The 22,846-nt window shown below is 44.0% G+C and carries 22 protein-coding genes; 9 read left to right on the top strand and 13 right to left on the bottom strand.

All coding sequences use genetic code 11. The features are described from left to right. Window positions 1-5 precede the first annotated feature (5 nt). Both B2089_RS04315 and B2089_RS04310 read right to left on the bottom strand, forming a co-directional pair. A complete protein-coding gene (locus B2089_RS04315; protein WP_296686095.1) occupies window positions 6-920 on the bottom strand; it encodes an undecaprenyl-diphosphate phosphatase in 915 nt (304 codons plus the stop codon). Between the two features lie 10 nt (window positions 921-930). Continuing rightward, the gene (locus tag B2089_RS04310) at window positions 931-1,791 is read right to left on the bottom strand and encodes an alpha/beta hydrolase (RefSeq protein WP_296686092.1); all 861 of its coding nucleotides are present in this window, start codon (window positions 1,789-1,791) and stop codon (window positions 931-933) included. 238 nt (window positions 1,792-2,029) lie between these two features. On the opposite strand from B2089_RS04310, the gene B2089_RS04305 reads away from it, so the two are divergent. From B2089_RS04305 to pta, 7 genes are all read left to right on the top strand, one after another. Then, window positions 2,030-2,743 (top strand): 5'-methylthioadenosine/adenosylhomocysteine nucleosidase, encoded by a 714-nt coding sequence (locus B2089_RS04305; protein WP_296326008.1) that lies wholly within the window; start codon window positions 2,030-2,032, stop codon window positions 2,741-2,743. Between the two features lie 62 nt (window positions 2,744-2,805). Beyond that, on the top strand, window positions 2,806-3,300 hold the full coding sequence (locus B2089_RS04300) for an S-ribosylhomocysteine lyase (protein WP_296326010.1): 495 nt from the start codon (window positions 2,806-2,808) through the stop codon (window positions 3,298-3,300). 3 nt (window positions 3,301-3,303) lie between these two features. After that, a complete protein-coding gene (locus tag B2089_RS04295) occupies window positions 3,304-4,854 on the top strand; it encodes a DUF1538 domain-containing protein (protein ID WP_296326012.1) in 1,551 nt (516 codons plus the stop codon). After that, on the top strand, window positions 4,851-5,525 hold the full coding sequence (locus tag B2089_RS04290; RefSeq protein WP_296326013.1) for a P-II family nitrogen regulator: 675 nt from the start codon (window positions 4,851-4,853) through the stop codon (window positions 5,523-5,525). Before B2089_RS04295 ends, B2089_RS04290 begins: the two co-directional genes overlap by 4 nt. Next, on the top strand, window positions 5,525-6,607 hold the full coding sequence (locus B2089_RS04285) for a biotin--[acetyl-CoA-carboxylase] ligase (protein WP_296326015.1): 1,083 nt from the start codon (window positions 5,525-5,527) through the stop codon (window positions 6,605-6,607). Before B2089_RS04290 ends, B2089_RS04285 begins: the two co-directional genes overlap by 1 nt. 83 nt (window positions 6,608-6,690) lie before the next feature. Continuing rightward, on the top strand, window positions 6,691-8,346 hold the full coding sequence (locus B2089_RS04280) for a hypothetical protein (RefSeq protein ID WP_296326017.1): 1,656 nt from the start codon (window positions 6,691-6,693) through the stop codon (window positions 8,344-8,346). Between the two features lie 117 nt (window positions 8,347-8,463). Further along, entirely contained in the window at window positions 8,464-9,489 is a 1,026-nt protein-coding gene (gene pta, locus B2089_RS04275) for a phosphate acetyltransferase (RefSeq protein WP_296326019.1), read from the top strand. 192 nt (window positions 9,490-9,681) lie between these two features. On the opposite strand, the gene B2089_RS04270 is transcribed toward pta, so the two are convergent. The 4 genes from B2089_RS04270 to B2089_RS04255 are packed head-to-tail and all read right to left on the bottom strand — an operon-like array spanning window position 9,682 to window position 12,478. Further along, window positions 9,682-9,975, bottom strand: coding sequence for a hypothetical protein (locus B2089_RS04270; protein WP_296326021.1), 294 nt, complete (start codon window positions 9,973-9,975; stop codon window positions 9,682-9,684). Continuing rightward, window positions 9,975-10,565 (bottom strand): signal peptidase II, encoded by a 591-nt coding sequence (lspA, locus tag B2089_RS04265; protein WP_296326023.1) that lies wholly within the window; start codon window positions 10,563-10,565, stop codon window positions 9,975-9,977. The genes B2089_RS04270 and lspA overlap by 1 nt, the downstream gene beginning before the upstream one ends. Window positions 10,566-10,599: 34 nt before the next feature. Beyond that, complete coding sequence (locus B2089_RS04260) at window positions 10,600-11,367, bottom strand: Nif3-like dinuclear metal center hexameric protein (protein ID WP_296326026.1); 768 nt, start codon at window positions 11,365-11,367, stop codon at window positions 10,600-10,602. A 10-nt stretch (window positions 11,368-11,377) separates the two neighbouring features. After that, window positions 11,378-12,478, bottom strand: coding sequence for a hypothetical protein (locus tag B2089_RS04255; protein WP_296326028.1), 1,101 nt, complete (start codon window positions 12,476-12,478; stop codon window positions 11,378-11,380). Between the two features lie 94 nt (window positions 12,479-12,572). Between B2089_RS04255 and B2089_RS04250 the strand changes: the two genes are divergently transcribed. After that, window positions 12,573-14,075 (top strand): HDOD domain-containing protein, encoded by a 1,503-nt coding sequence (locus tag B2089_RS04250; protein ID WP_296326030.1) that lies wholly within the window; start codon window positions 12,573-12,575, stop codon window positions 14,073-14,075. Here the strand turns inward: B2089_RS04250 and B2089_RS04245 are convergent. The 5 genes from B2089_RS04245 to B2089_RS04225 form a co-directional block, all read right to left on the bottom strand. Continuing rightward, window positions 14,062-14,892 (bottom strand): TrmH family RNA methyltransferase, encoded by an 831-nt coding sequence (locus B2089_RS04245; protein WP_296326031.1) that lies wholly within the window; start codon window positions 14,890-14,892, stop codon window positions 14,062-14,064. The two genes, B2089_RS04250 and B2089_RS04245, sit on opposite strands and share 14 nt — an antisense overlap. Before the next feature lie 38 nt (window positions 14,893-14,930). Continuing rightward, on the bottom strand, window positions 14,931-16,079 hold the full coding sequence (locus B2089_RS04240; RefSeq protein WP_296326033.1) for an iron-containing alcohol dehydrogenase: 1,149 nt from the start codon (window positions 16,077-16,079) through the stop codon (window positions 14,931-14,933). 83 nt (window positions 16,080-16,162) lie between these two features. Beyond that, window positions 16,163-16,450, bottom strand: a complete 288-nt coding sequence (locus B2089_RS04235; RefSeq protein WP_296326035.1) for a flagellar biosynthesis anti-sigma factor FlgM — start codon at window positions 16,448-16,450, stop codon at window positions 16,163-16,165. A 21-nt stretch (window positions 16,451-16,471) separates the two neighbouring features. Beyond that, window positions 16,472-17,182, bottom strand: a complete 711-nt coding sequence (rsmI, locus tag B2089_RS04230; RefSeq protein ID WP_296326153.1) for a 16S rRNA (cytidine(1402)-2'-O)-methyltransferase — start codon at window positions 17,180-17,182, stop codon at window positions 16,472-16,474. Window positions 17,183-17,224: 42 nt separating this feature from the next. Next, a complete protein-coding gene (locus tag B2089_RS04225; protein WP_296326037.1) occupies window positions 17,225-17,884 on the bottom strand; it encodes a TetR/AcrR family transcriptional regulator in 660 nt (219 codons plus the stop codon). Between the two features lie 152 nt (window positions 17,885-18,036). Here B2089_RS04225 and B2089_RS04220 point away from each other — a divergent pair, with 152 nt between their 5' ends. After that, complete coding sequence (locus tag B2089_RS04220) at window positions 18,037-19,440, top strand: ATP-dependent 6-phosphofructokinase (protein ID WP_296326039.1); 1,404 nt, start codon at window positions 18,037-18,039, stop codon at window positions 19,438-19,440. A gap of 57 nt (window positions 19,441-19,497) precedes the next feature. Here B2089_RS04220 and B2089_RS04215 read toward each other — a convergent pair whose 3' ends face one another. Both B2089_RS04215 and B2089_RS04210 read right to left on the bottom strand, forming a co-directional pair. Beyond that, window positions 19,498-20,925 carry an MGH1-like glycoside hydrolase domain-containing protein gene (locus tag B2089_RS04215; protein ID WP_296326041.1) on the bottom strand — a complete coding sequence of 476 codons (1,428 nt, stop codon included), beginning with the start codon at window positions 20,923-20,925 and terminating at the stop codon, window positions 19,498-19,500. 113 nt (window positions 20,926-21,038) lie between these two features. Continuing rightward, the gene (locus B2089_RS04210) at window positions 21,039-22,784 is read right to left on the bottom strand and encodes a hypothetical protein (protein ID WP_296326043.1); all 1,746 of its coding nucleotides are present in this window, start codon (window positions 22,782-22,784) and stop codon (window positions 21,039-21,041) included. Between the last annotated feature and the right edge of the window lie 62 nt (window positions 22,785-22,846).

Here is a 22,846-nt window from a genome sequence, read left to right as displayed (position 1 = left end):
CATTATTAAAAGAAAATCAGTCCTAAAATTCCGAGCGGAATCAGATAGCATGCGAACCACTCCAGTTTGCCTTTGCGAATCAGTTTCATCAAAATTGAAAGGGAGAGATAGCCCCATGCGAAGGAAGCGAGGCAGCCGCAGAAAACAGGAAGGGCGCCAATCTGACTTGAAACTTCGCCCAAATCTTTTGCTTCAAGAAGGAAGGCTCCCAAAATCGCAGGAATTGACACGATAAAAGAAAATTCGCCTGCCGCAGCTCGGTTTACGCCAGAGAGTTGCGCGCCTGCAATCGTGGAGCCTGAGCGGCTGATTCCTGGCAAGGTTCCGATTCCCTGCATAAAGCCGATAAAAAGCGACTGTGGGATAGAAATGCCTTTTGGCTCTCCGCTCTTTTTTGAGTCATGTTTTTTTGACCAAAGCGAAGAAAAAATCAAAAGACAAGCCGTAACGATAAAGCCCGCGCAAGTGACTTTTAGCGGAAGTTCCGGGATGAGTTTGCTGGTAAACACGCCGATTACGCCCGTGACGAGAGTTGCGAAAATCACGGCGAGAATGGTCTTCCGTCCCAGTTCGTCCGTACCGGTGAGAAGGTCAAGTTCCGTGTTGGCTGGGGGCGTTGCGGGGGATTCCCCCGCAGAGGGGGTAGGCGAAAATGGCGAAGCCATTGTAGCTGAGGGGGAGCCGTCCCCCTTCCTTAAAATCCACCTGAACAAAATTGCGAAAAGCCGGGCGATTTTCTTTCGGAAATACAAAATTACCGCCGCGAGCGTTGCCAGGTGAAGCATTACATCGAACAAAAGCGGCACATCCTCAAGGCCAAAAAGCCGCTGAGCCACCGCCAAATGACCGCTGGAAGAAATGGGAAGGAATTCGGCGATTCCCTGCACCACGCCAAGAATAATTGCTTGAAAAACAGACATTTTTTACTCCTTACGAATTGGGGATTCCCTCAAACCAGTTTTTGAAAAGTTCCGGCCAGACAGTACATTCGCTTTCTGCGTTGCTTCCGTCGGGATTTGCAGTTTCTGCTGAAGCGAGGGCCAAAGCGTGCTTTCCTCTATTAAATAGATGGTATTCGCAATCGATTCCTTTTTCGTAGAGAGCGTTGGCGAGCAAAAGAGTGTTTTTGGCGGGAACGGCTTCGTCTTTGAGTGTATGCCATATAAATGTTGGCGGAAAATCTTCAGTTATGTTTTTTTCGATGGAGACGACTTCCCGCATTGAATTTTTCCCCAGGGATTTGCAGATTTTTGCCGCTTCTTCTTCGGGGATTGAGCCGATGATGTTTTGAATAGAGCCTGCGTGACAGAATTTTTCGTCTGCCGTGACTACAGGATAGCTTAAACAGAGAAAATTTGGCCGTATTTCTTCGCTTGTGCAGGAAATGTAGTCTTTAAGGAATTGAGAATTCCAAAAGCAGCCAAGGAGGGAAGAAAGGTGGCCGCCTGCCGAAAAGCCTGCCAGAATGATTTTATTTGAATCCACATTCCAGCTTCCGGCATTTTTTCGGATAAGGGCGACCGCATTTGCCGCGTCACAAAGAGCCTGAGGAAAGCGCATGGGAGCAAGTGTGTAGTGCAAAATGGCTGCATGAAAGCCAAGTGAATTCATTTTGAGGGCGATGGATTCCTGTTCCCGCTGACCGTAGTGAGAATAGCCGCCGCCTGGAATTACCAGAACGAGGGGACGGAGCCTTTCTGCCGAAAATTTGGGATAATTTTGAAGGATATATGTGGTGAGCGTCGCAGAAGAATTTTTGGAATCTGAGACATTTAATGTTTCGTGAATCATGGATTTATTATATTATAAAAGGGATTTAAAAAGCAAAACCCCCGCTTAAAGGAGGAGAAACGGCGGGGGTTTTGGGTGACAAACTTCCAACGGAAGCGTCATATTTCTTGCTGCTGAGTATATATTAGAGTTTTTAGAGATTTTAATCAATACTTTTTTATGAAAATTATTGAAAATTTTGCAGTTTTCTACGAAAATAACAGAAAATTATGCAGATTTTCGCAAGGAGTAACATAAAATGAAAAAAATTGGAATTATCGGTGCTATGGAAGTAGAAGTAAACTTCCTTCGCAATTTGATGGGCGATTCTGTCAAAAAAACTGAAGCCGGTTCAATCGTCTTTGAGGAAGGAAAAATTCACGGTGTTGATGTGGTTCTTTCTCGTTCTGGTGTGGGAAAAGTGAACGCGGCTCTTTGCGCTCAGCGTCTTGCGCTTCAATTCGGTTGCACCAATATCATCAATACAGGAATTGCGGGCGCTATGGCTCACGGTTTGGGTGTCATGGATTTCGTGGTTTCAACGGATGCTGTTTATCACGATATGGATGCCACGGGCTTTGGCTACAAACTCGGTCAAGTTCCCCAGATGAGCGTCTTTTCTTTCGATGCTGACAAAAAAATGATTGAGGCGGCAAAAAAAGCCTTTGCTGACTCGGAACTTTCTAAAGGCCACAAAATGATTGAAGGCCGAATCGCTACAGGCGACCAGTTTATCAGCGAAAAAAATGTAAAGTCAAAAATTGCCGAAAATTTTGCCCCGGCCTGTGTTGAAATGGAGGGGGCTGCAATCGCCCATGCCTGCTACCTCAACAAAGTTCCCTTCGTGATTTTGCGCTGCATGAGCGACATGGCGGATGATTTAAGCTCAAACGGATACGATTTTAACGAGGGACTTGCCGCAGAACTGAGCGCCCGTGTCGTTGAGAAAATGATTTCAACTTTTGCGGACTAGCAGGTCGATTCTGATATTGTCGGATATTTTTATAATGTATATAATTGCCGGAGGAATATTTTATGGAAGTAATTCAGAGTTTTACTATTGATCACACTCACTTGAAGCCGGGAATCTACATTTCCCGCGAAGATAAAGGTTTCACCACCTACGATTTGCGAATCACCGAGCCAAATAAAGAGCCTGCAATTGCTCCTTCTGCCATTCACAGCATTGAGCATCTCATGGCGACTTGGTTCCGCAACTCTCGTGTTAAGGACGATGTGGTTTATGTAGGTCCCATGGGCTGTCTTACTGGCATGTACATCATTATGATGGGAAAATACACTGTCCAGGATATGCGCTCTCTTACAATCGAGTGCCTTGAATGGATTCTTACACAAAATGAAGTTCCTGCAACCCGGCCGGAAGCCTGCGGAAATTACCTTCTTCACGATTTGCCTATGTGCAAGTGGGAATGTGCGCGCTACCTCGACCGCCTCAAAAATGACTTTCACTGTGAATATACAAAACTCAAAGTCACTCTTGATGACGGAAAAGTTTTTGCGGACGCATAATAAATGAACATCTTCGCAAAATTTAAAGAAACTGTCTCTTCAGTGCTGCCCATTATGGTCATGGTTCTGCTTTTGGGGCTTACCATTGCTCCCATGTCTTTTGGAACCATGAGCCGCTTTGTGCTTGGCGGAATCCTCGTTATTTTCGGGCTCACGATTTTTTTGCTGGGCGTTGACATTGGAATCCTGCCAATCGGTGAGCGGAGCGGAGCGGCTCTTACTGCAAAGCGAAACCTTCCTCTCTTATTGGGAGCGGCCTTTTTAATCGGCTTTATCGTCACTGTGGCCGAGCCTGATGTTCAGGTGCTTGCTGACCAGGTGCGGGGAATTGCGCCCAATGTTAGCAAGTGGGGTTTGATTTTTATGATTGCCGTGGGCGTGGGCTTTTTCGTTGCCCTGGGTATTTTGCGCACGGTTCTTTCAATTCCCCTGAACATTCTCCTTACGATTTCGTATATTTTCGTTTTCGTCCTTGCTTTTCTGGCTCCTCCTACCTTTCAGGGAGTTGCCTTTGACTCAGGCGGAGCCACTACCGGCCCAATGACAGTTCCCTTCATTATGGCTTTGGGCGTTGGCGTGGCTGCGGTTCGTGCAAAATCAGACAAGAACGGCAAGCTAAAGTCTTCAAGCGAGGATTCTTTCGGCTTAACGGGAATTGCCTCAATCGGACCTGTCCTTGCGGTCATCGTTTACGGAATCATTTTGTCCGGCGGAAATTCTTCTTCTGCCGATTCTGTTACCGAAAGCTCTCACGGTCTTATTGCCAGCGGAATCGCGGTTTTTTTGAAACTCTTGCCCTCGATTTTTAAGGAAGTTGCGGGGGCCCTCGCTCCTTTGGCGGGAATGGCCCTTCTTTTTCAATTTTTACTTCTTAAAATGCCACCCATGCAGGTCGTGCGAATGGTGCGCGGCTTTGTAATGAGTTTTATCGGCTTGATTTTATTCCTCACAGGCGCTCAGGGCGGATTTATGCCAGCGGGCGAGGAATTGGGAAAAGTCCTCGGTGCGGCAAGTCAGACGGGCAGTCTTTGGACTTTGCTTTTGGTTTTCGTTGGGCTTGTTTTCGGGGCAATCGTCGTCTGTGCCGAGCCTGCCGTATGGGTTTTGACCGATCAGGTTGAGTCAATTTCCGGCGGTACGATTAAGCGAAAGGTCATGCTGGGAGCTTTAAGCTCAGGAGTTGCGATTTCAATCGGAATTTCCATGCTCCGTGTCCTTCACGGTTTTTCTCTCTGGTACATTCTGATTCCGGGTTACGCTCTGGCTTTGATTCTCTCTTTTATCTGCCCAAAATTATTCACGGGAATTGCCTTTGACTCAGGCGGCGTTGCCTCAGGCCCCATGACCAGCACTTTCATTCTTTCGTTTACTTTGGGGGCATCGGAAGCCAGTGACGGGAATCCTGCGGTGGACGCTTTCGGCGTAATCGCATTGGTCGCCATGACACCGCTGATTGCCATTCAGATTTTGGGAATCATCTTTAAGATTAAGTCGAATCGTGCGGAAAACAGTCATTCCGAACTCGTGATGGAATCTACGGAGGCAGCAGAATGAGCGCATTTTCACTGATTATAAGCATCGTTCCCCATGACAAGGGCGAAAAACTCACCAAGGCGGCAGTTGCGGCTGGCTGCGGTGGCGGCACGGTCTTAATGGGGCGGGCTCTTGCAAAGTCAAATTTCGGTGCGATTTTGGGAACTGGCGAGACCACAAAAGATTTGATTTACATGGTCATTGATTCAGAAAAAAAATCGGCAATTATGAGCGCAATCCTTGATTCTGCAAAAAATGAAAAAGCTGATTTCGGCTGTCTTTTTACCCTTGCAGTCGATTCCACATTAAAAGCCGGCATCGTTTCTGGAAAAACAGAATCCAGCGATTCAAAAGGAGAAGAAAAAATGAATGAGAATACAAAATCCAGCGATATGATTACGGTCATCGTGAACAAGGGCTATGCCGACGATGTGATGTTTGCCGCCCGAAAAGCCGGTGCTACAGGCGGAACGGTGATTAACGCGCGGGGAACTGCCCGTGAGGACGACGCAAAATTCTTCGGAATGCACATCGTTCCCGAAAAAGACATGCTGGTCATCGTTGTTGGCCACGAGCAAAAAGAAGCAGTCCTTTCTGCAATTAAGGAAGTCAAATGTCTTAAAGAGCCGGGCATGGGAATCGCATTTTCTTCTCCAGTCGAGGATTTTACCCTTCTTGGAAAGAAAAAATAATGTCTACGAAAAACAGCGTCCTTCAATCTTTGCTTTCTCTCAAAAATGGTGAATTTCTCTCTGGCGAGGAATTGGCTTCTTCCTGTCAGGTTTCGCGCACGGCAATCTGGAAGGCAATCCGCTCCATTGAAGACGAGGGCTACAAAATTGAGGCGGTCACTAACCGTGGTTACAGGATTCTTTCAAGCCCGGACAGGCTTTCTTCAGAAATTATCTCTTCAAATTTGAAGGATTGCGGCGTTTTAGGCTTGCAAGTCTTCATTTTTGACGAAATAGATTCTACCAATTCTGAGGCGAAAAGGCGGGCGGTCGATGTGGGTGCTTTTCGTGACGCGGCGGGAAATCTCACCGAAAAAGGAAAATCCGCACATCTTTCCCTTTTTGCCGCGGAAAGTCAGACCGGGGGAAAGGGCAGATTGGGGCGAACCTTTGTTTCTTCTGCCGATGTGGGCGTTTATTTTTCGCTTTTGTATTCCCCGAAAAACGGCGTGAAAAATCCCGCTTTGTATACGGCTGCTGCCGCTGTATCTGTCTCCAGGGCGATTAAAAATCTTTATGGCGAAAATCCTTCAATAAAATGGGTGAACGACATTTTTCTCGCCGGTAAAAAAGTTTCTGGAATCTTAGTTGAGGGAATCGCAAATTTTGAGACAGGCACAATCGATGCGGCTGTGGTCGGAATCGGAATCAATCTCCGCAAAAATCCAGCCCTTTCCGGCGAAATCACGAAAATCGCGGGCAGCGTGGAAGAGGCAAAAATCGAAAAAAATGAAAAAATGCCCGAAGTTTCAAAAAATCGCGTGATTGCGGAAGTCGTAAAAAATCTCATTCAATTCTACGATTCTTTTGAAAATGACGATGAAGCAGTAAAAAATCAGATGATTGCCGAATATCGCAAGAATTCAATGCTAATTGGTCAAAAAGTGACGGTAAATCCTGTGGCGGGAAGCACTTTTGAAAGCTACAGGGCAACGGTCAAGGAAATTACTCCGGAAATAAAACTTGTGGTCGAAAGAGAAAGCGGCGGGCTAGAAGAATTGTCTTCCGGGGAAGTGAGCCTGCACAGCTATGACTTTGTATAATTTATCGATTTATGATGAAAAAAATTCAGACTTGTGTTATAATTAAAATGAATTTTGACTAATTTTTTCGAGGATGCGCATAGATGACAGATATGGATTTAGACCCCACGATTGCAGCTTTGCTTGCAGAAACCGAAGCTGAATCAGGACCTAGTGATTTACCTTCTTTTAAAGATATTTCTGACAATCCGCCAAAACCTGTAGAAGATAAAGCCTCTGAAGTTGCCCACAAAGTTGATTTGTCACAGCAAGGCTTCAAAGAAATCACTAAATTCTACGAAGACGAGTCAAATCACTATTTTGATGATCCTGCTTATTACAAAACGGCTCTTGGAGGCGAAGGAGAGCAGGCTCAGCGTGTCCACAAAATCCTTTCAAAGTATCTTACTTGTCAGGATCCAAAAGACCGCACTGTCTATCGTCAGCAGATTGTCACTTCATGGTGGGAGCTTATCCGCGTCATGTGTACAAAAGCAGGAGACAGTTCTCTCGAAAAACCTAAAAAAATGCTTCTCCGTTTCGGTGTTGTTCTTCCTTCTCTTTTCACTCCCGAACAAAAGCAGCTTTTTTCTACCGTAATTCTTGAAAATAATACTGGCGAGCCAGTCTATTATATGGACGAATGGTTCAAAGAAATCGCATCAGGGCGCTTAACTCTTTCTGCTACAGATGAGGCTCGAACTCCGCGAAAAAATGATCCGGGGGCAGAAGCTCAGCGCATTCAGCAACTCAAAAGCAAAAATGACGGTAAATTGCAGAATGCTGAGAGTTTGCTCAATTCAAAAGAAAGCGAGCGTCAAATGCTGGAAAACGAGCTTAAAAACAGAGTTGATTCACTCTGCGAGCACAGCCCGATGATTGGCCTTGAGCCACACAAACAGACCTATACTGAAGGTCAAAAGCATTTGTTCGCTGAAATTCAGGAAAAACTCCGTGCTTTGCAAAAACTTGACAAAGAATTGGTCGGATATATTAAAGAATTCGAAGAAGCAAAGGCAATCGGTAGCTCTCTCGAAGACAAGATGAGCGCACAGCCAGAGGCAATGGAAGTCAGCACTGGCGACATTATGATAGAATTCCAAACTGTCCGCCAGATGGCAAAAATGACCTGTGGCCGTCAGGGTAACCAGTTCCCGATTTTTACCCGCGAGTTCTATCACTGTGTTCCCCGACTCACCGGTTTCCGTGAGAATGTCCTCAATATTCTCAAATGGGTAGAAGACAACGATCCTGAATGCTTTATCCGAGTCCACAAGAATATGAAGAACCGCATCGTTCCTTATGTTCTCTGCTTGCCAACTTACGGTGATTTTGGTTTCTGCTGGGAGCCTTTCGACCGCTACAATCGCGTCACTAGCCGTGGACGAATCGTAATTCCCATGTACCCCCGCGACCTTAAAATCGCAATTCTTATGGCAGTTGCAGACTTGAGATGGCAGGTTGCAAAAGAAAAGGCCAGCTACTACTGGATGGAAGAAGGTCTTACCGGTCAGTATTACCAGTGGATTGAACGACAAAAGCTCAAGGGCGACCTAAAATCTTACTTCATCGCAGACTATGTTTTGTGGATGACAAAAGAGGTTGACGGTATCCAGCGAATGGACAAAGAGTTGCGCGCAGTTTTCTGGCGTTTCGTTCCATTCAATCAAGCCAAAAAAGACGACCTCAAAATGCGAAGTCCTGTTTACGCCGAACTTTATCAGCGTGATCTGAACCGAGCAATGTCAGATGGTTACTAAAATCCCTCACAGAGTTTAGGAGTTCACAGAGAGATTTTTGTTTTTCAAGTTTCCCTCTGTCGTCTCTGTGACCTCTGTGAGGAATTTATTTATATTTTTTATATACGAGGCAAAATTATGGATTTTGTAAAAGAACTTCGTGCCAAGGCAAAAGCCGCTGGCAAAAGAATTGTTCTCTGTGAAGGTGAAGACAAACGCGTCGTTGAGGCGGCTTCACGCATCGTTAAAGAAGGAATCGCAAAAATCACCCTTCTTGGAAACGAAGATGACATCAAAAAATTCGGCTTTGACATGGCTGGCGTTGACATCGTTGACCCGACAAAAGATTCAAAGGCAGACAAATACGCAGAAATCTTGTACAAAGCCCGCGAAGGAAAACTCAACAAAAAGACTGGTCTTCCTGAATACGCTGATGTAGCTGCCGCAAAAGCTGCCGCCCTCAAAGATTACACAATGTACGGCGCTCTTATCCTCAAGGCAGGAGACGCTGACGGTTTCGTTTCTGGCGCTTGCCACTCAACGGCAAACACTCTCCGCCCTGGACTTCAGGTTATCAAAACAGCTCCTGGATGCAGCACTGTTTCTTCATGCTTCATTATGGTTGCTCCAGAGGGCGGAAACAAATATCTCTCAGAGGGAATCGCAGTTTTCGGTGACTGTGCAATCAACATCAACCCAGACGAGAATCAGCTGGCAGACATTGCAATCGCTTCTGCAGGAACAGCAAAGGCAATCGCAGGAATCGAGCCAAGAGTCGCAATGCTCTCATTCTCAACAAAAGGCTCTGGAGCCGACCCAAAAGACGGCAACACAGTCGAAAAGGTCGTTCACGCAACGAACATCGCTCACGAAAAGGCACCGGATTTGGCTTTGGACGGCGAATTCCAGTTTGACGCCGCAATCGCTCCAGAAGTCGGCGAACTCAAGGCTCCGGGCAGCAAAGTTGCTGGTCATGCAAACACATTCATCTTCCCCAACATCAATGCAGGAAACATCGGTTACAAAATCGCAGCCCGCATGGGTGGCTGGAAGGCAATCGGTCCTGTTTGTCAGGGCTTTGCAAAACCGCTCAACGACCTTAGCCGCGGCTGTAATGTAGACGAAATCGTCGATACAGTAGCAGTTACAGCTCTTCAGGCATAAGAAACACAATAAAAACAAAAAAAAGACGGCCTCCCGTCGGGAACGCGCCATCAAACATCGCAGTGAGCAAAGCTCAGGCGAGTTTGTGTCGCAACCCCGACTCCGGCCGTCTTTTTTTTCATTTATGGCATTTTTTTTATTTCATAGTAAGAAAACTCTCTGTGTTCTCTTTAACTCTGTGAGAAATTTCACCTACAGTTTCTTCTGATAGCGGGAAACTACTTTTGGGTCTAGTTTGTCTTCCAGGTGAAATTTTTTGATTGCCCAGCTGACGGCATGCACTGAGATTGACATGGCGGCAATGAGTCCGATTAAAAGTAGTATAGGAATAGCAACTTGGGTGAAGACACTTTCCTGAAGATTTGGATTTTCCGCTAAAAAGAATAAAAGACCAAGCAGGAGAATTGCTTCGATAAACAAGCCGACGATAATATTAAAAAGAATTACGCAGAGATTAAAAATAAAGGTTCGCTCTTTTGTTGTCATTAGTCCTCACCGTCCTTTTTTTGATTTTTCTTCATTGTGATTAAAAACGAAACTACAAGGAATATTCCGCAAATAACGACAGCTGCGTCAGCTACATTGAAAGTAGGCCATCGTTCCCAACTTAGGAATTTTAACTTTGTATGAGCGAATTTTTCGATTCCGAACCATTTAAAGTCAAGAAAATCGATGACACCTTCTGCTCGGAAAAATCTGTCGATTAAGTTCCCGAATCCGCCGCCTGCAATGCCTGCAATGCTCCATCGCTGTAGTTGTGAAAATTCATCATTGCGCATATAGACGCCAATTACGACGATAAGAACAATAAGAGGAATTGCCCTAAAAAGTATGCCTCTTGCGAGTAAACTCCAGCCCTGCCCGATACTGAAAGCGATTCCCGGATTGTTTACATGAACGATTCGGAAAAATCCTCCAAAAAAAGAAGAGCCGATTTCATAAAGAGGGATATTCTGAGTGACGAGAATTTTTGTAATTTGATCGAGCAAAATAACAATGAGCGTTAGTACAAGAGGTACAAGTTTTTTTGCCGTGAAATATTTTGGTTTAAAAGAAACTTCGATTGTATCTGACATTTTTATATACCTTTTCAAACAGATAAATAGTTTATCATAATCCAGTGGGGATGTCGATAAAAACAGTCTTAAGTCCTTTGTCCTCTTCCAGCCGTTTTTGTACCAGCTGAACGCCCACTGTCTCCGTGTTGTAGTGGCCGCCTGCGATTACATTGATTCCAGATTCTTCAATGGCGTGGTATTCTTCGTGGCCCACTTCGCCGGTAATGTAAGCATCCGCACCGATTTTAACGGCCTGATCAAAATCGTCGCCCGCACCGCCGGAAATTATCGCCACTTTTTTAATGGATTTTTTGCCGAAGGGGAGGATATGAGCCGCTTTTTCGCCATTGGGAAAGAGTTTCTTGCTAAGTTCTTCGATTGTACATTCTGATGGAAGCTCACCAACTGCCCCTAAAGTCATGCCCCGCCATTTTCCGAAAGGCCGCACTTTTTCAAGACCGATTCGCTTGGCGAGACCGAAATTGTTGCCTACGAATTCATTTGCGTCCAGAGGAATGTGGTAGGCGATGAGGGCAATGTCGTTTTTGATGAAAGAAGCGACCCGCTTGTAGTGAGTGCCCGTAATCGTCTGGCAATGCCCCCAGAAAAGACCGTGATGAACGAAAAGTACCTGGGCGCCTGCTTCTGCCGCTTTAAGGGCTGTTGCTTCACAGGCATCAACGGCAAAGGCGACTTTTGTGATTGGCTTTTCGTCTGGAGCTGAGTTTGAAATTTGAATTCCGTTGAGGGAAATGTCAGAGTCGTAGTCTTCTTTGTGGAGGAAAGAATTAAAATAGCGGTTAAGTTCTGTAAGAGTCATTTTTTTGCTCCTATTTTTGCTCTTCGATAGCTTTAATAGTTTTGTTTGCCACATAGCGGGGAATGAAAAATTTATTCTCACGCTCTATGCCTTTTGTGTGAGCCAAAAAGACATCGGTTTGTTCGATAAAGCCGTATCCGCTGGTCTTGTACTCATCAACGCGATTCATGGAGAAAAATCCTTTTGCGTTTGAGTAAGGCTCGGTGTTGAATTCATCGATGACCGCATAAATCGAATCGAAATCTACGCCGTCAACGACATAAAAGACCTTTGTTTCGTCTCCGAAGAGTTCCAGGGCAAGTTTGGTGAGAGCCGAATATTTTTTTGTGGAAACAGCCAGCTCATCATCATGAATTTTGCTGAATTCTTCTTTTTGAGTTTTATCTATATGAATGGCGGTAAATTTTCTCATGAATTTTGATTCTACCAAGGATTTAATAACTTTGTTGTCGAAGTGTTTTGCAAGAATTTGAAGATCGTTTGTGTAAAAATCAGCGGCAAGGACAGGGTAGCCTTTTTGAGCGAGAAGCATGAGGTAAGGCTCATAATTCTGAACATTTGCATGGATTCCAGGCGTAAAAATAATCGTTGGTTTTTCCTTGTGGAATTCAGCAATTATGTCATCTTTAATAATCGGTTCGTAGCTAAAGAGATTTCCGGAAAAGCTTGCACCTGAAAAATAACTTTCCCGGATCCTAAGGTTTGCGCTTGTTCCTGTAAGTGTATATTGAGTCTTTTTGATATCAAAATCAGATGCTGAATATTTAACGGGACGGAAATATATGATTCCTATTGCGAGCAAGACTGTGAGTATGAGAATAATAATGGAGAAAATATTGAAGACAACGCTGTAACTGTCAACGATTAATTTTGCGTACAGACGCAATGTCGCCCGAAAGTTTGTAAAGAATGAGATAAGCGCGAGTAAAAAGACAGCGAATGACAAAATAGAAAAGTCAAAACAATAAAAAATAAAAAATGAAATTATGAGTGCGGCTGGTGAAAAAGCGGCAAAACAGTCAACGCGGGAATGTTTTAAAAAGAAAACTCGTGAGCTGCTGAAAAAAATAAATGTAAGCACAAGCATTTGTGCAAGAAAGCAATCGAACATATCTTTATTTTGCCCGAATGTTGATTTTTACTCAACCATCCAAAGACAGGTTATTGTATTTCCAAAAAGTCTTAACTGTGTTATAATTTGTCCTATGCAGCAAGCGCAGAAGACTCAGAAAGTCAATCTTGATAATTCTAAGATTAAAATGGCAATTCGGGCTGGAATTCCGCTTTCTATCACAACATACACTTTGCCTCGTGAAATGTCAGAATATATGGAAGAAGTGCTCGCGGCATTTTTGTCAGAGCTTGGGCAGGAACACATGGAGACATATCTCAAGTATTGTCTCAATGAGCTTGTGACCAATGCAAAAAAAGCCAATACAAAAAGAATTTACTTCAAAGAAAAAAATCTTGACCTTTTTAACGATGCTGACTACGAAAAAGGTATGCAGAGTTTTAAAGAAGACACACTGAATAATATCCGCTATTATCTTGGTCTTCAAAAATCTGGCGGGCTCTATGTAAAACTGATTCTTCAAATGCGCAATAACAAGATTAAAATCGAAGTCCGCAACAACGCTGAGCTTACTTTCCGCGAATACAAGCGAATGCATGATAAAGTGAGCCGGGCCCAGCAATACACTTCAGTTGATCAGGCAATGACGCAGATTGTTGATTTGTCGGAAGGCGCAGGCTTAGGCATTATCATTATGATTCTTATGCTTGAAAAAATTGGTCTCACCGAAGAAAATTTCCAAATTCTCAGTGAAAATGGCGAGACGATTACAAGAATCATTCTTCCTATCAACGAAAAAACACAGCGGGCGCTTAATACGGCTTCCCATGAATTCGTTAAAATTATCGAGGAAATTCCTCAGTTCCCAGAGAGTATCACAAAAATCAATAGGCTTATCAACGATTCAAATTCCAAGATGAGTGAAATTGCCATGGCGATTTCCAGTGATGTTTCACTTACGGCGGATTTGCTTCGTTTGGTAAATTCGGTTACATTTGCCCTCGCTTCCCCTTGCCGAAGTATTGCCGACGCAGTAAAACTTGTTGGAATCCGCGGAATCAAAAACATGCTGCTTTCTGTCGGCTCTATAAAACAACTTGATAATATTGGCGGCAAGTCTCAAAAAACTCTGTGGGTTCACGCATATCGTGTCGCATTCTACGCATACAATCTTGCCCGAAACTTCTGTGCCTCTGACAAAGAAATTATCGACGATTCTTACATCTGTGGTCTTTTGCATGACATGGGCAAATTGGTTTTTGCAACGGCACATCCTGATTTTATCGACAGCATAAAAGATATCTGTCGTCAGCGAAATATTTCCACTGATATTTTTGAAAAATTGCTTGCAGGCGTGAATCATAGTGAAGTTGGAGCGCTTATCGCCGAAAAATGGAATTTCCCAGATATCATCATTACGGTTATTCGTCATCATCACGAGCCAGATATGGCTCCGCCAGCAAGTAAAAAGCTTACTTCTCTTGTTTATCTTGCAGACATGATTTCTCATTACGAGACTCATGAAGTCGATTACTATCAGTTTGATTTGGATGTCCTAAAATTGTTCGGGATTGGTAGCGAGACTCAGCTTCAAAAGATTTCCGGTAAACTTTCGTCTGCATTTAAAGTTGATTAACCCAGGCCTGCATCAAGATTCCGTAAGCCACGCCCACATTCAGCGAAGCCTTAAGTCCTTTCATGGGAATTGTTACCCGGCCGTAAGTGGCTTTTGAAAGTGCCTGCGGGCTTACGCCCAATTCTTCTGACCCGATAATACAAATCCCTTTTTTTGGAAATTTAAATTCTTCTATTGGCTTGCCGCCAGTTTCCAGCACAAAAATCGGTAAATCATTCTCTTTTGCAAATTCTTCAAGCTCATCAAGGCTTTTTCTCTCAAATCCCAGAGTTTCGATGCAGCCCATGCCGCTTCTAAGTGCCTTGGGGTGATTGGGATCTATACACATTGGGGAGATTAAGACTTTTTCGGCTCCCATTGCCTCTGCTGTGCGGAAAATAGAGCCGCAGTTGAAAGGCGAGCGGATATCCTCAGCATACACATAGACTCCATGAAAGAAATCCCGCTGCTTTACAAGCCCTTTTTCGTCCAGGGGGGATGCGTGGGGGGCGATGATTAAATCCCATTCGGCGGGGAATGTTCCTATTATTGCGAGAAGATTATTCCGTGCCAGATTACAGGCGCGTTTTTCGTCAAAAGATGAAGATTGAAGCACTTCCTCAAGCTGATTTTTGCTTGCTTGTGGAAGTTCCGGGTCTTGAATGACTATTTCAATGAGTTTTTTAATATAGTCAGCGCGGGGCATTGATTTAAAATTGTACTCATTGCCCTTTTCGGGAATTCCGTCAACATCTCGTTCCAGTGCGCCGAATGTAAGGGCGAGTTTTCTTCGTTTTTGTCCCGGCTGCAGTTGGTTCAGTTTGTGAGGCTCAATCATAATTTACTTTCAGTTTCCCGTTTTCGATTTTCAATTTGCTAGAATGCTGTTTTAATCAATCCGAACAAATCATCGCTGTTCATGCTGCGGGGAAGAGAATTGACTATATCCAGCTGGCCAGCGTCCTCTGCGGCGAGAGCGAGCTGTTCCAGTGAAATAGACAAATCTTTGAGTCGGGCCGGAAGATTTGCCTTTGCGATTCTTTGGCGGATGTTTTCGGCGAAAGCATGAGCCGCCTCTTCGCTTGATTGCTCTGCCTGTGCGATTCCTATTTTTTTTGCGAGATTTGCGATACGGTCTGCTTTGAATTTTGCACATTCTTCAACCATATAGGGGAACAAAATCGTCGTGATAAGTGAGCGGGAAATTTTATAGCGTGCATTAATACACATTGAGAGTAAGGATGCGATTCCGATTGAAGAAGTTGCAGCCGCGAGAGAAGCCATACAACCTCCCTGTGAGAGCAATTCTTCCCGTGGGGTAGTAATCGTGAGTGATTGGCTTCCGTCAAGTGCATAAGTCAAGAGTTCAACGGATTTTTCGGCAATCATGTTGCTGAAGAAATTTTCTCGTTGTGAGAGATAGGCTTCTGTTGCCAGGCAAAGCGTTTCGAGTGACATTGAGTCTGTCTGGTTTTCGGTAAGAGTCACTATGAGAGTCGGATCAAAAAGAACAAGTTTTGCGATTCCAGACTGTGCTTTTAAAAGTTTTAGCGTTGAACTTCGTGCGTCAACTAAAGGAATTGTATCCGTAAAGACGAATGCGTCGCGGATTGTGGTTGGGATACAAATAAAGGGGAGAGGATTTGCCGTGGGCGCTGTCCCGTCAAGAAAATCATATAAATCGTGCGTTTCGTTGAAAAGGGCGCATGTCGCGCGGGCAATGCTAATCGGCTTTCCTCCACCTACAGCAATTACGCCTTGTACATGTGCTTCACGGGCTAGTTTGAGGGTACGCCCCAGAATTTCAGAATCCCCATTGTTTGAAAGCTCATCAAAAATAAAATAGTCGATTTTTTTGTCGTCTAGGGCGTTTGTGATTTTTTGAGAAGTGCCGTTTTCTCGTAAAATCGGATCTAAAATCAACATGAATTTCGTGCCGTAAGAGGCGACTGCTTGCCCGATTCTGCTGGATGCGTATGAACCTAAAAGAATATTTGGTGAAACTTTGAATGAAAAATCTGCCATTTTTGAATCCTTTGACTGATGACTAGCAATAAAAAAAGACGGAAAAATTCCGTCTTTCTGTAAGCGACACCGTTGCCCTTTGATTAAAGCCCATAGCTTGCAAGAATTCTGTCGGCTGTTGAAGCAATAACAGCCTGATTCAAGTAGTTTGGATCCTTAATCTTTTCTTTGATGGCGGCAACGAGATCCTGACGAATGTCCGGAGTTTCTGCCGCAACTTGATTCAGGTAGTAAGCTTCTGCTGCTGCTTTTGCTTCATCAGAAACGCTGACCTGATCTGCTGTAGAGTATGTATTTTCCTTAGCTTGTGTGCGACGAGTATTCTGAACATTGTTAAGAGGATTTACATTGTCAATTCTTCCAATCATCATAGCTAACCTGCCTTTTACTCTTTAATTATCGGCATCTTCTGAAAAATCTTTAGAATTTTTCGAAGATTTTGAGATAAATACTGCAAATTCACCCTGAATTTTGCTCCTTGACGCAAAATTTTCAAGTATTTCTTGAGCAGTCCCCTCTACTATCTCTTCGTGCAGCTTCGTGAGCTCTCGCCCGACGACCACACGCCGTTCACTATCAATATCGGCAATATCCGTTAAAAGTTTAGTAATTCTGAACGGAGATTCGTACAGAACTATTGCCGCTTCCATTTCCATGAGCTCCCTGAGCCTGCTTCGGCGCCGCCCTGGTTTGGGGGAAAGAAAGCCTTCAAAGACCAGAGTTTTACCGCCCGCGCCCGCAACGCTCACAAGGGAAGCAAATGCACTTGCCCCAGGAATTGGAACTACTGTATGCCCTGCCTTTCGAGCCAAGCCCGCAAGAATCGCTCCAGGATCGGAAATGCCCGGAGTGCCCGCATCGCTTGCATAAGCCACCGTTTGACCTTCGTCCAGCATCTTGATGATTTTTTCGCTTGCCTGCTCTTCATTTTGAGACCGGCAGGAAACGAGGGGCTTTTTTATTTGGAGATGATTCAAAAGCTGGAGCGTGTGCCGGGTATCTTCCGCGGCAACAACATCAACAGATTTGAAAGTCTCTACAGCCCTAAATGTAATATCACCGAGATTACCAATCGGCGTTCCAACGATGTATAAGGTAGACACCATTTAATTATAAATTATCAATGAGAAATTAGCAATGAGAAATTATTTCAACATTGAGCAGAAAGTGGTGACCAGTTCGTCGATTTCGCTGTAGTCCGGGTCGCCCTTGCTTTCAAAGAGAGAGCCTTCGCCGCTTTCTGGATTTGAGCGGATTTCAATCTTTTTTGCGACGATGTAAGAGTCCAGACTTGATACCGTGAGGGAAGCGAACATCTTTGACAGGGTTTCAAGGTCATTTTCTTCAAGGTCGATGATTTTTTTTGCGTTGGCAAGGCTGCGGAGAGCCTGTTTTGTCTGATTTACCAGTTTTTCTCGTGTTTCCTGAGAGATTTTTGCCGCGGCGGTCGAAATGTATTTTTCGCTCTCAATGAATGAATAAATCTGAATGAGCGGCTCTTTTTCGTTCATCTTGAACCAGCGGTTTACGATGGCCTTCATCACATTTTCGGCAGGGTATCGCTGAGAAATTGAATCGATGTCGGTTGGAATGAAATATGTTTTTCGGAAATAATCGCCGCACCAACGGATACAGTCTTCCACCATTGCGTCACGGCTTTCGTAGTGATTGTAAAGCGATGCTTTTTTGATGCCAAGACGGTCAGCGACATCTGAAAGTGAAGTTCCGCCCGCATTTTTTGCAAAGCAAGAATCCAGGAATGCGAGGATAATCTTCTCGCGAGTAACTTTATCTGATTTAGCCATTTTCCCACCCATTGAACTTTTTGTTCTATAAGACTAACTATCATTAGTTTATTATGACAAGAGGGATTTGTCAAGTTTTTTGAAAATATGTATGTTTTCATTGATAAATTATTTAAATCAGTTTAAAATAACATCTTAAAAGAGGAGCAATCATGGAAGAGAAATTTGATTTTACGATTGAACAGCTTGGTGAGTGTAAGGTTCCTTCACCTATTGAACTTTCAAAAGAGCATGGTGAATTCCGGGCAAACTATGTCCGGGACACATCTTTTGTTCGCTATAAGGTAAATGTTTTTGATGTTAATTCGACTGAAAATGAGTGCACAAAGGGTAATCTGCTTCAGAAAGCAGGCCCTCGTGAATTCATTTATTTTAATCCTGCTCATGTAAATGCGGGTATTTGTACTTGTGGCGGTCTTTGCCCTGGCTTAAACGATGTTATCCGCGCTGTCGTGCGCTGCCTTTGGTATCGCTATGGTGTCAAACGAATTCGTGGATTCCGTTATGGTTTCAAGGGATTTTTTGCTGATTCTGGATACGATACAATCGAACTCACTCCAAAAGTAGTTGATGATATCCACAAGAACGGTGGTTCATTCTTGGGCACAAGCCGTGGCGGTGGCAATCGCGTTACTGATATCGTTGATTGCGTTGAGTCCCTCAGTTTGAACATGCTTTTTATCGTTGGTGGTGACGGAACTCAGCGAGGAGCCCTTGATGTTGCCCGCGAAATCGAAAGGCGGGGCCTTAAAGTTGCTGTCGTTGGTATTCCAAAAACCGTTGACAACGACTTGCTTTTTATCGACCGCTCATTCGGTTTTGAGACGGCTGTAGAAACGGCTCGAAAGGCAGTTGACGCAATCCACATGGAAGCAGAATCACAGGTAAACGGCATTGGTGTCGTAAAACTCATGGGACGCGAGTCTGGCTTTATCGCAACTTCTACGGCATTGGCAAGCCACGAGACAAACTTCTGTCTTATTCCTGAAGTTCCTTTTGATATGGACGGTCCCAACGGCTTCCTCTCCCACCTTGAGAAACGCCTTGAAAAGCGCGGTCATGCGGTCGTTATCGTTGCGGAAGGTGCTGGTCAGGAGCACATGCAGGCTACCAACGAAAAAGATGCTTCTGGAAACAAGCGCCTTTCTGATATCGGTGTTTATCTTTGTAACCGAATCAACGAATATTTCGCTCAAAAGAATATTCATGTCAATCTTAAATATGTTGACCCAAGCTATCAGGTTCGCTCTGCTGTCACCACGGCAAATGACTCAATCTATTGTGAGCGACTTGGAAACAACGCTGTTCATGCTGCAATGGCTGGCAAAACAAAGTGTGTCGTCGGTCTCGTACACGACAAATATGTCATCATTCCGACCGAGATGGTTACCCGCAAGCGCAACATGGTCGATCCGGAAGGCGCTCTCTGGCGCGATGCCCTTGACGCTACTGGTCAGCCGATTCTCATGGTCAACAATATTCAGTCTGTCATTGAGCACATGAAGCGAAATGCAGCGGAAGAAGAGAAAAAGGCAAACGAAAAGGCCGCTAAATAAAGCAAAAGGGCTGTTCACTTGGAACAGCCCTTTTTTTGTGTGCTGAAAAACAGCAGATTAAAGCTTGTCGATAAGCATTGAGCATTTGCCCGATGGAATCGGAAGCGTTTTCTTTTTTTGGTTGAGGATGTTAATCGTAAAGTAGTAGAGTTTTTCGCTTTCCATTTGGATTCCCCAGCCGCGAGGTGTTTTGTGGCTGAGAATCGTGATGAGATTGCGTTTGAGAGAAAGCTTTTCGATTCCCATGATTTCGAGGTTCGGGATAATCCAGTCTACGGTTTTGCGCGGAAGTGAGATTGAAAGGCCGATGACATTTTCAATCATGAGCGCGATGGTAGAAAGACCGATTGTAATCATGCAGTGTTTGCGCGGGAATGAGCTGTCATCTGATTTTGTTGCGAAACCTTCTTTGCAGGGCAGGTAAGCTTCGTATAAGTCGCCCTTGCTTCCGTCTGCGGGCTGCAATCCCTCAAGGATGAAATACAAGTGACGGATTGCACATTCTCGTGCCAAATCATACCGTTGATATTTTTCGAGACCTTTAATTATCATGAAATTGTATGTGGGATAAACCGATCCGCGGTAACCTTCGCCATTTTCACTGAATTCAGGATGGTCAGCACTGAGCGTTGGGAAGGGATGCTCTGTTCCAAAAGTTTGAGGATTTGACAAATGAGCGATGAGAGTGTCAGCTTTGTCTGCATTTGGGATTTCTGCAAGAAGCGGCCAGAATCCAGCGATTGTTTTTTGTGGAAGCTGGTTTTCGTTTTCGTCCAAGTCGTTGTAGAATCCTGCTTCGCTGTTCCACATAAGGGAATTGATTCGAGTTTTTAGACTGAAATACATTCGCTTATATTGGAAACTTAACTCTTTGTCGTTGAGAATATCACCGAGGGAGCTCATGTTGAGGGCATTTATTGCCATACAAGCATTGAAATCAATTGGATAGAAAGTTCCTGAGCGGGGAGAATTTTCAAGACCGCATGCTTTTGCAGGCACAGAATAGAGACCGTTTTCTTTTTTGAAGTTCTGGTCGATCCAGTTCATATAATTGACAAGAACTGGCATGACTTCTTTTACGCGGCGTTTGTTTGCAAGTTTGTGGTACAAGTTGAATTCTGCCCATGCGTATAAAGGAAGCCCGATTCCCTCTGGATTTTCGCTGTCTACGATAGGCGCGCCACTTTTGAGATCATAGCGCCATCGGATTGCACCGTTCGCTTCCTGTTTACCATAGAAAAAGTCGAGGTTTGTTTCTGCGGTATAATTTTTATTTGAGTAGACTAAAAAGAAAGTTGAGAAGATAGATTCTGCCTGATCGATGATAAATCGACCGTCATTTTGATGAATAAAAAAACCATCGGGAGAGACTTCATTTGTTTTTGGGTCAATCCATGAATCGGAAAGCCAATTCCAGGTTTTGTCATAGATATCGACAAAATCCTGATCGTAAAAATGAATTTTAGGAAAATCTTTCTTGCTCACAAAAACTCCACAGCCTTGAAAACACAAGGAAAAATGTTCTCAAGGCATTTGAGTAATAGTATATCATATATTTTTAAAATTTGCTCATAAATTTAGAAAAATTTGAGATTTTTTTAGCGGTAACTGAGCCGAACAACCTCTGTCTCGGATTTGTGCCTTGACTTCAGGAAAAGCGTTTTCTTTTGTTCGCGATAAATAAATCCTGATGAGTTGTATGTTTCAAATCGAGGGTCAGAATGGAATGACAGACCATAAATTTCGATTTCAGCAAAGGGGTTGATTCCACTGATAATGGCATAATTCGTTTCGGTTTTTGTAAACTGCAAATTCAAGGTAATTGTATTGTTCTGGTTTGTGGCTGTGAAGAAAGGTGCGCAAGTCCAGGCCCAGACTGTGTTTTCTTTTTCGCGCAGCAAGAGCCGGTAATGCGGATAGAAAGGATTGTTGCTCAATATTGGATATGCATCTGCAAGCGTGATGCTGTCCAGAGAATTGCCTAAAAGAACCGAGTTAATGAGGGCATATCCTGCCTGAGTGTATTCAGGAGCATTGTTGTATTCACCCCACTTTCGGAGTGCGTTTCCTGTTGTGAGCGCAAGGAAATTTGACACGGGCGAGCCTTTTTCCATAAGAGACAGTGAAGAAGCATCCGAGAGAACACAATTTCCCTCGATGATTGAAAGACATGCTTCGGCAGAAGAAAAAAGTTCATCTGCAAGCGGCGAATGAAGGCTAGAAAGCTCGATATAAGTGCTGAGGATTCCAGAGGCATTCGAGAGTTTTACTTGTTCGCTCAAAGCTTCGTCTTCAAAATATGCTTGGGGAATAGAAAGCAGCTCATGAATTTTTTCATTGTCAGGAAGAATGTTGAGATATTCTGCGAGCCCGTCAACACTGAAAATAGAAAGTGAGTGAGTTGAGAGAGCATTTTCTATCATCTCGTTCATATTGGAATTGTGCATTTCAAGGCTTGGATACATTGCCTCAAGAGTATCGAAATATGGGGCAGAGAGATATGTTCGTTTGTTGCCTTTTTTGAATGAATCTGGAATGTTTTTTATGGCTTCGGCATATCGTCCTTGTGAAGCCATTTCCGCCACATAAGCTATGATGCTTTTTTCCGAGAGTGATTGCGAAGAGTTGAGGGCAGATTCCACGGAGTTTATAAGGTTCGCTTTGAAATCACGGATATTTGACTCATAAGTTGATTTTTTTGATATAATGATGTCTGAGTCGAGAGAGATAAAGCTGAATACGACTGAAGCATCGTATGCTACATAATAGGAAGTTGAATTTGTTGAAGAAAGGAAAATATCTTTGTCGCTGATTTGAGCGGCGGTGAATGCATAGGTAAGATTCCTTGAGTTAAGAATCAGCTTTGAGCGCGTTTTTTCAGTAACGGAAAAGCCCGAACTTGGTTTGTAATGTAAGTGGAGTCCGGATGCTCCTTCTGGAAGACTCGCAGTTATGGTGAGGGCTGCCGAAGAGTCAATGCCGGAAACTGCAAATGTAAGCTCGACATCATGAGTAAAAGTGAAAGTGTATGAAAGCGGCGTTCTCTGCTCATAAGAAAGGAGAGAGAGGTTTTCGGAAGAAGGCCCATGCTCACTTTGAAGAGTTAATGTTGCTGGAGTGACTTCATCGGCCGTAAAGGAAATACCTTTGAAAGAAACTTGCAGGGAGTTTTTGAGGGAAATGTTTCCTTCCTGACTTTGCGATTGTGCGAGCGAAATGGAGAGTAAACCGGTGTTTTTTGAAACAACGGATTCATTTCTAAATTGGAGAACGAAAATTCCGATAATTATAATAGAATAAAGGACGAAAAGCCCGAACGATTTTCTGATAGGATGCTTGTACATTTTATTCAGTTTATCAAACCGAGCGGAAAGTTAAAAGAGGGCAGAAAAATCTGTCTAAAAAT

The sequence above is a fragment of the Treponema sp. UBA3813 genome (assembly GCA_002368605.1).
Classification (GTDB): Bacteria; Spirochaetota; Spirochaetia; order Treponematales; family Treponemataceae; genus Treponema_D.
The sequence above is the reverse complement of the archived record's forward strand: the minus strand, read 5'-3'. Positions and strand labels throughout refer to the sequence as shown.

Bases quoted from the DNA above. Each gene is read 5' to 3' on its own strand.
- B2089_RS04285 (WP_296326015.1), top strand. From the start codon at position 5,525: ATGTCTACGAAAAACAGCGTCCTTCAATCTTTGCTTTCTCTCAAAAAT.
- B2089_RS04290 (WP_296326013.1), top strand. From the start codon at position 4,851: ATGAGCGCATTTTCACTGATTATAAGCATCGTTCCCCATGACAAGGGC.
- B2089_RS04280 (WP_296326017.1), top strand. From the start codon at position 6,691: ATGACAGATATGGATTTAGACCCCACGATTGCAGCTTTGCTTGCAGAA.
- B2089_RS04260 (WP_296326026.1), bottom strand. From the start codon at position 11,367: ATGACTCTTACAGAACTTAACCGCTATTTTAATTCTTTCCTCCACAAA.
- B2089_RS04295 (WP_296326012.1), top strand. From the start codon at position 3,304: ATGAACATCTTCGCAAAATTTAAAGAAACTGTCTCTTCAGTGCTGCCC.
- B2089_RS04300 (WP_296326010.1), top strand. From the start codon at position 2,806: ATGGAAGTAATTCAGAGTTTTACTATTGATCACACTCACTTGAAGCCG.
- B2089_RS04310 (WP_296686092.1), bottom strand. From the start codon at position 1,791: ATGATTCACGAAACATTAAATGTCTCAGATTCCAAAAATTCTTCTGCG.
- B2089_RS04250 (WP_296326030.1), top strand. From the start codon at position 12,573: ATGCAGCAAGCGCAGAAGACTCAGAAAGTCAATCTTGATAATTCTAAG.
- B2089_RS04315 (WP_296686095.1), bottom strand. From the start codon at position 920: ATGTCTGTTTTTCAAGCAATTATTCTTGGCGTGGTGCAGGGAATCGCC.
- B2089_RS04245 (WP_296326031.1), bottom strand. From the start codon at position 14,892: ATGATTGAGCCTCACAAACTGAACCAACTGCAGCCGGGACAAAAACGA.
- B2089_RS04305 (WP_296326008.1), top strand. From the start codon at position 2,030: ATGAAAAAAATTGGAATTATCGGTGCTATGGAAGTAGAAGTAAACTTC.
- B2089_RS04240 (WP_296326033.1), bottom strand. From the start codon at position 16,079: ATGGCAGATTTTTCATTCAAAGTTTCACCAAATATTCTTTTAGGTTCA.
- B2089_RS04255 (WP_296326028.1), bottom strand. From the start codon at position 12,478: ATGTTCGATTGCTTTCTTGCACAAATGCTTGTGCTTACATTTATTTTT.
- B2089_RS04235 (WP_296326035.1), bottom strand. From the start codon at position 16,450: ATGATGATTGGAAGAATTGACAATGTAAATCCTCTTAACAATGTTCAG.
- B2089_RS04220 (WP_296326039.1), top strand. From the start codon at position 18,037: ATGGAAGAGAAATTTGATTTTACGATTGAACAGCTTGGTGAGTGTAAG.
- pta (WP_296326019.1), top strand. From the start codon at position 8,464: ATGGATTTTGTAAAAGAACTTCGTGCCAAGGCAAAAGCCGCTGGCAAA.
- B2089_RS04210 (WP_296326043.1), bottom strand. From the start codon at position 22,784: ATGTACAAGCATCCTATCAGAAAATCGTTCGGGCTTTTCGTCCTTTAT.
- B2089_RS04270 (WP_296326021.1), bottom strand. From the start codon at position 9,975: ATGACAACAAAAGAGCGAACCTTTATTTTTAATCTCTGCGTAATTCTT.
- B2089_RS04225 (WP_296326037.1), bottom strand. From the start codon at position 17,884: ATGGCTAAATCAGATAAAGTTACTCGCGAGAAGATTATCCTCGCATTC.
- lspA (WP_296326023.1), bottom strand. From the start codon at position 10,565: ATGTCAGATACAATCGAAGTTTCTTTTAAACCAAAATATTTCACGGCA.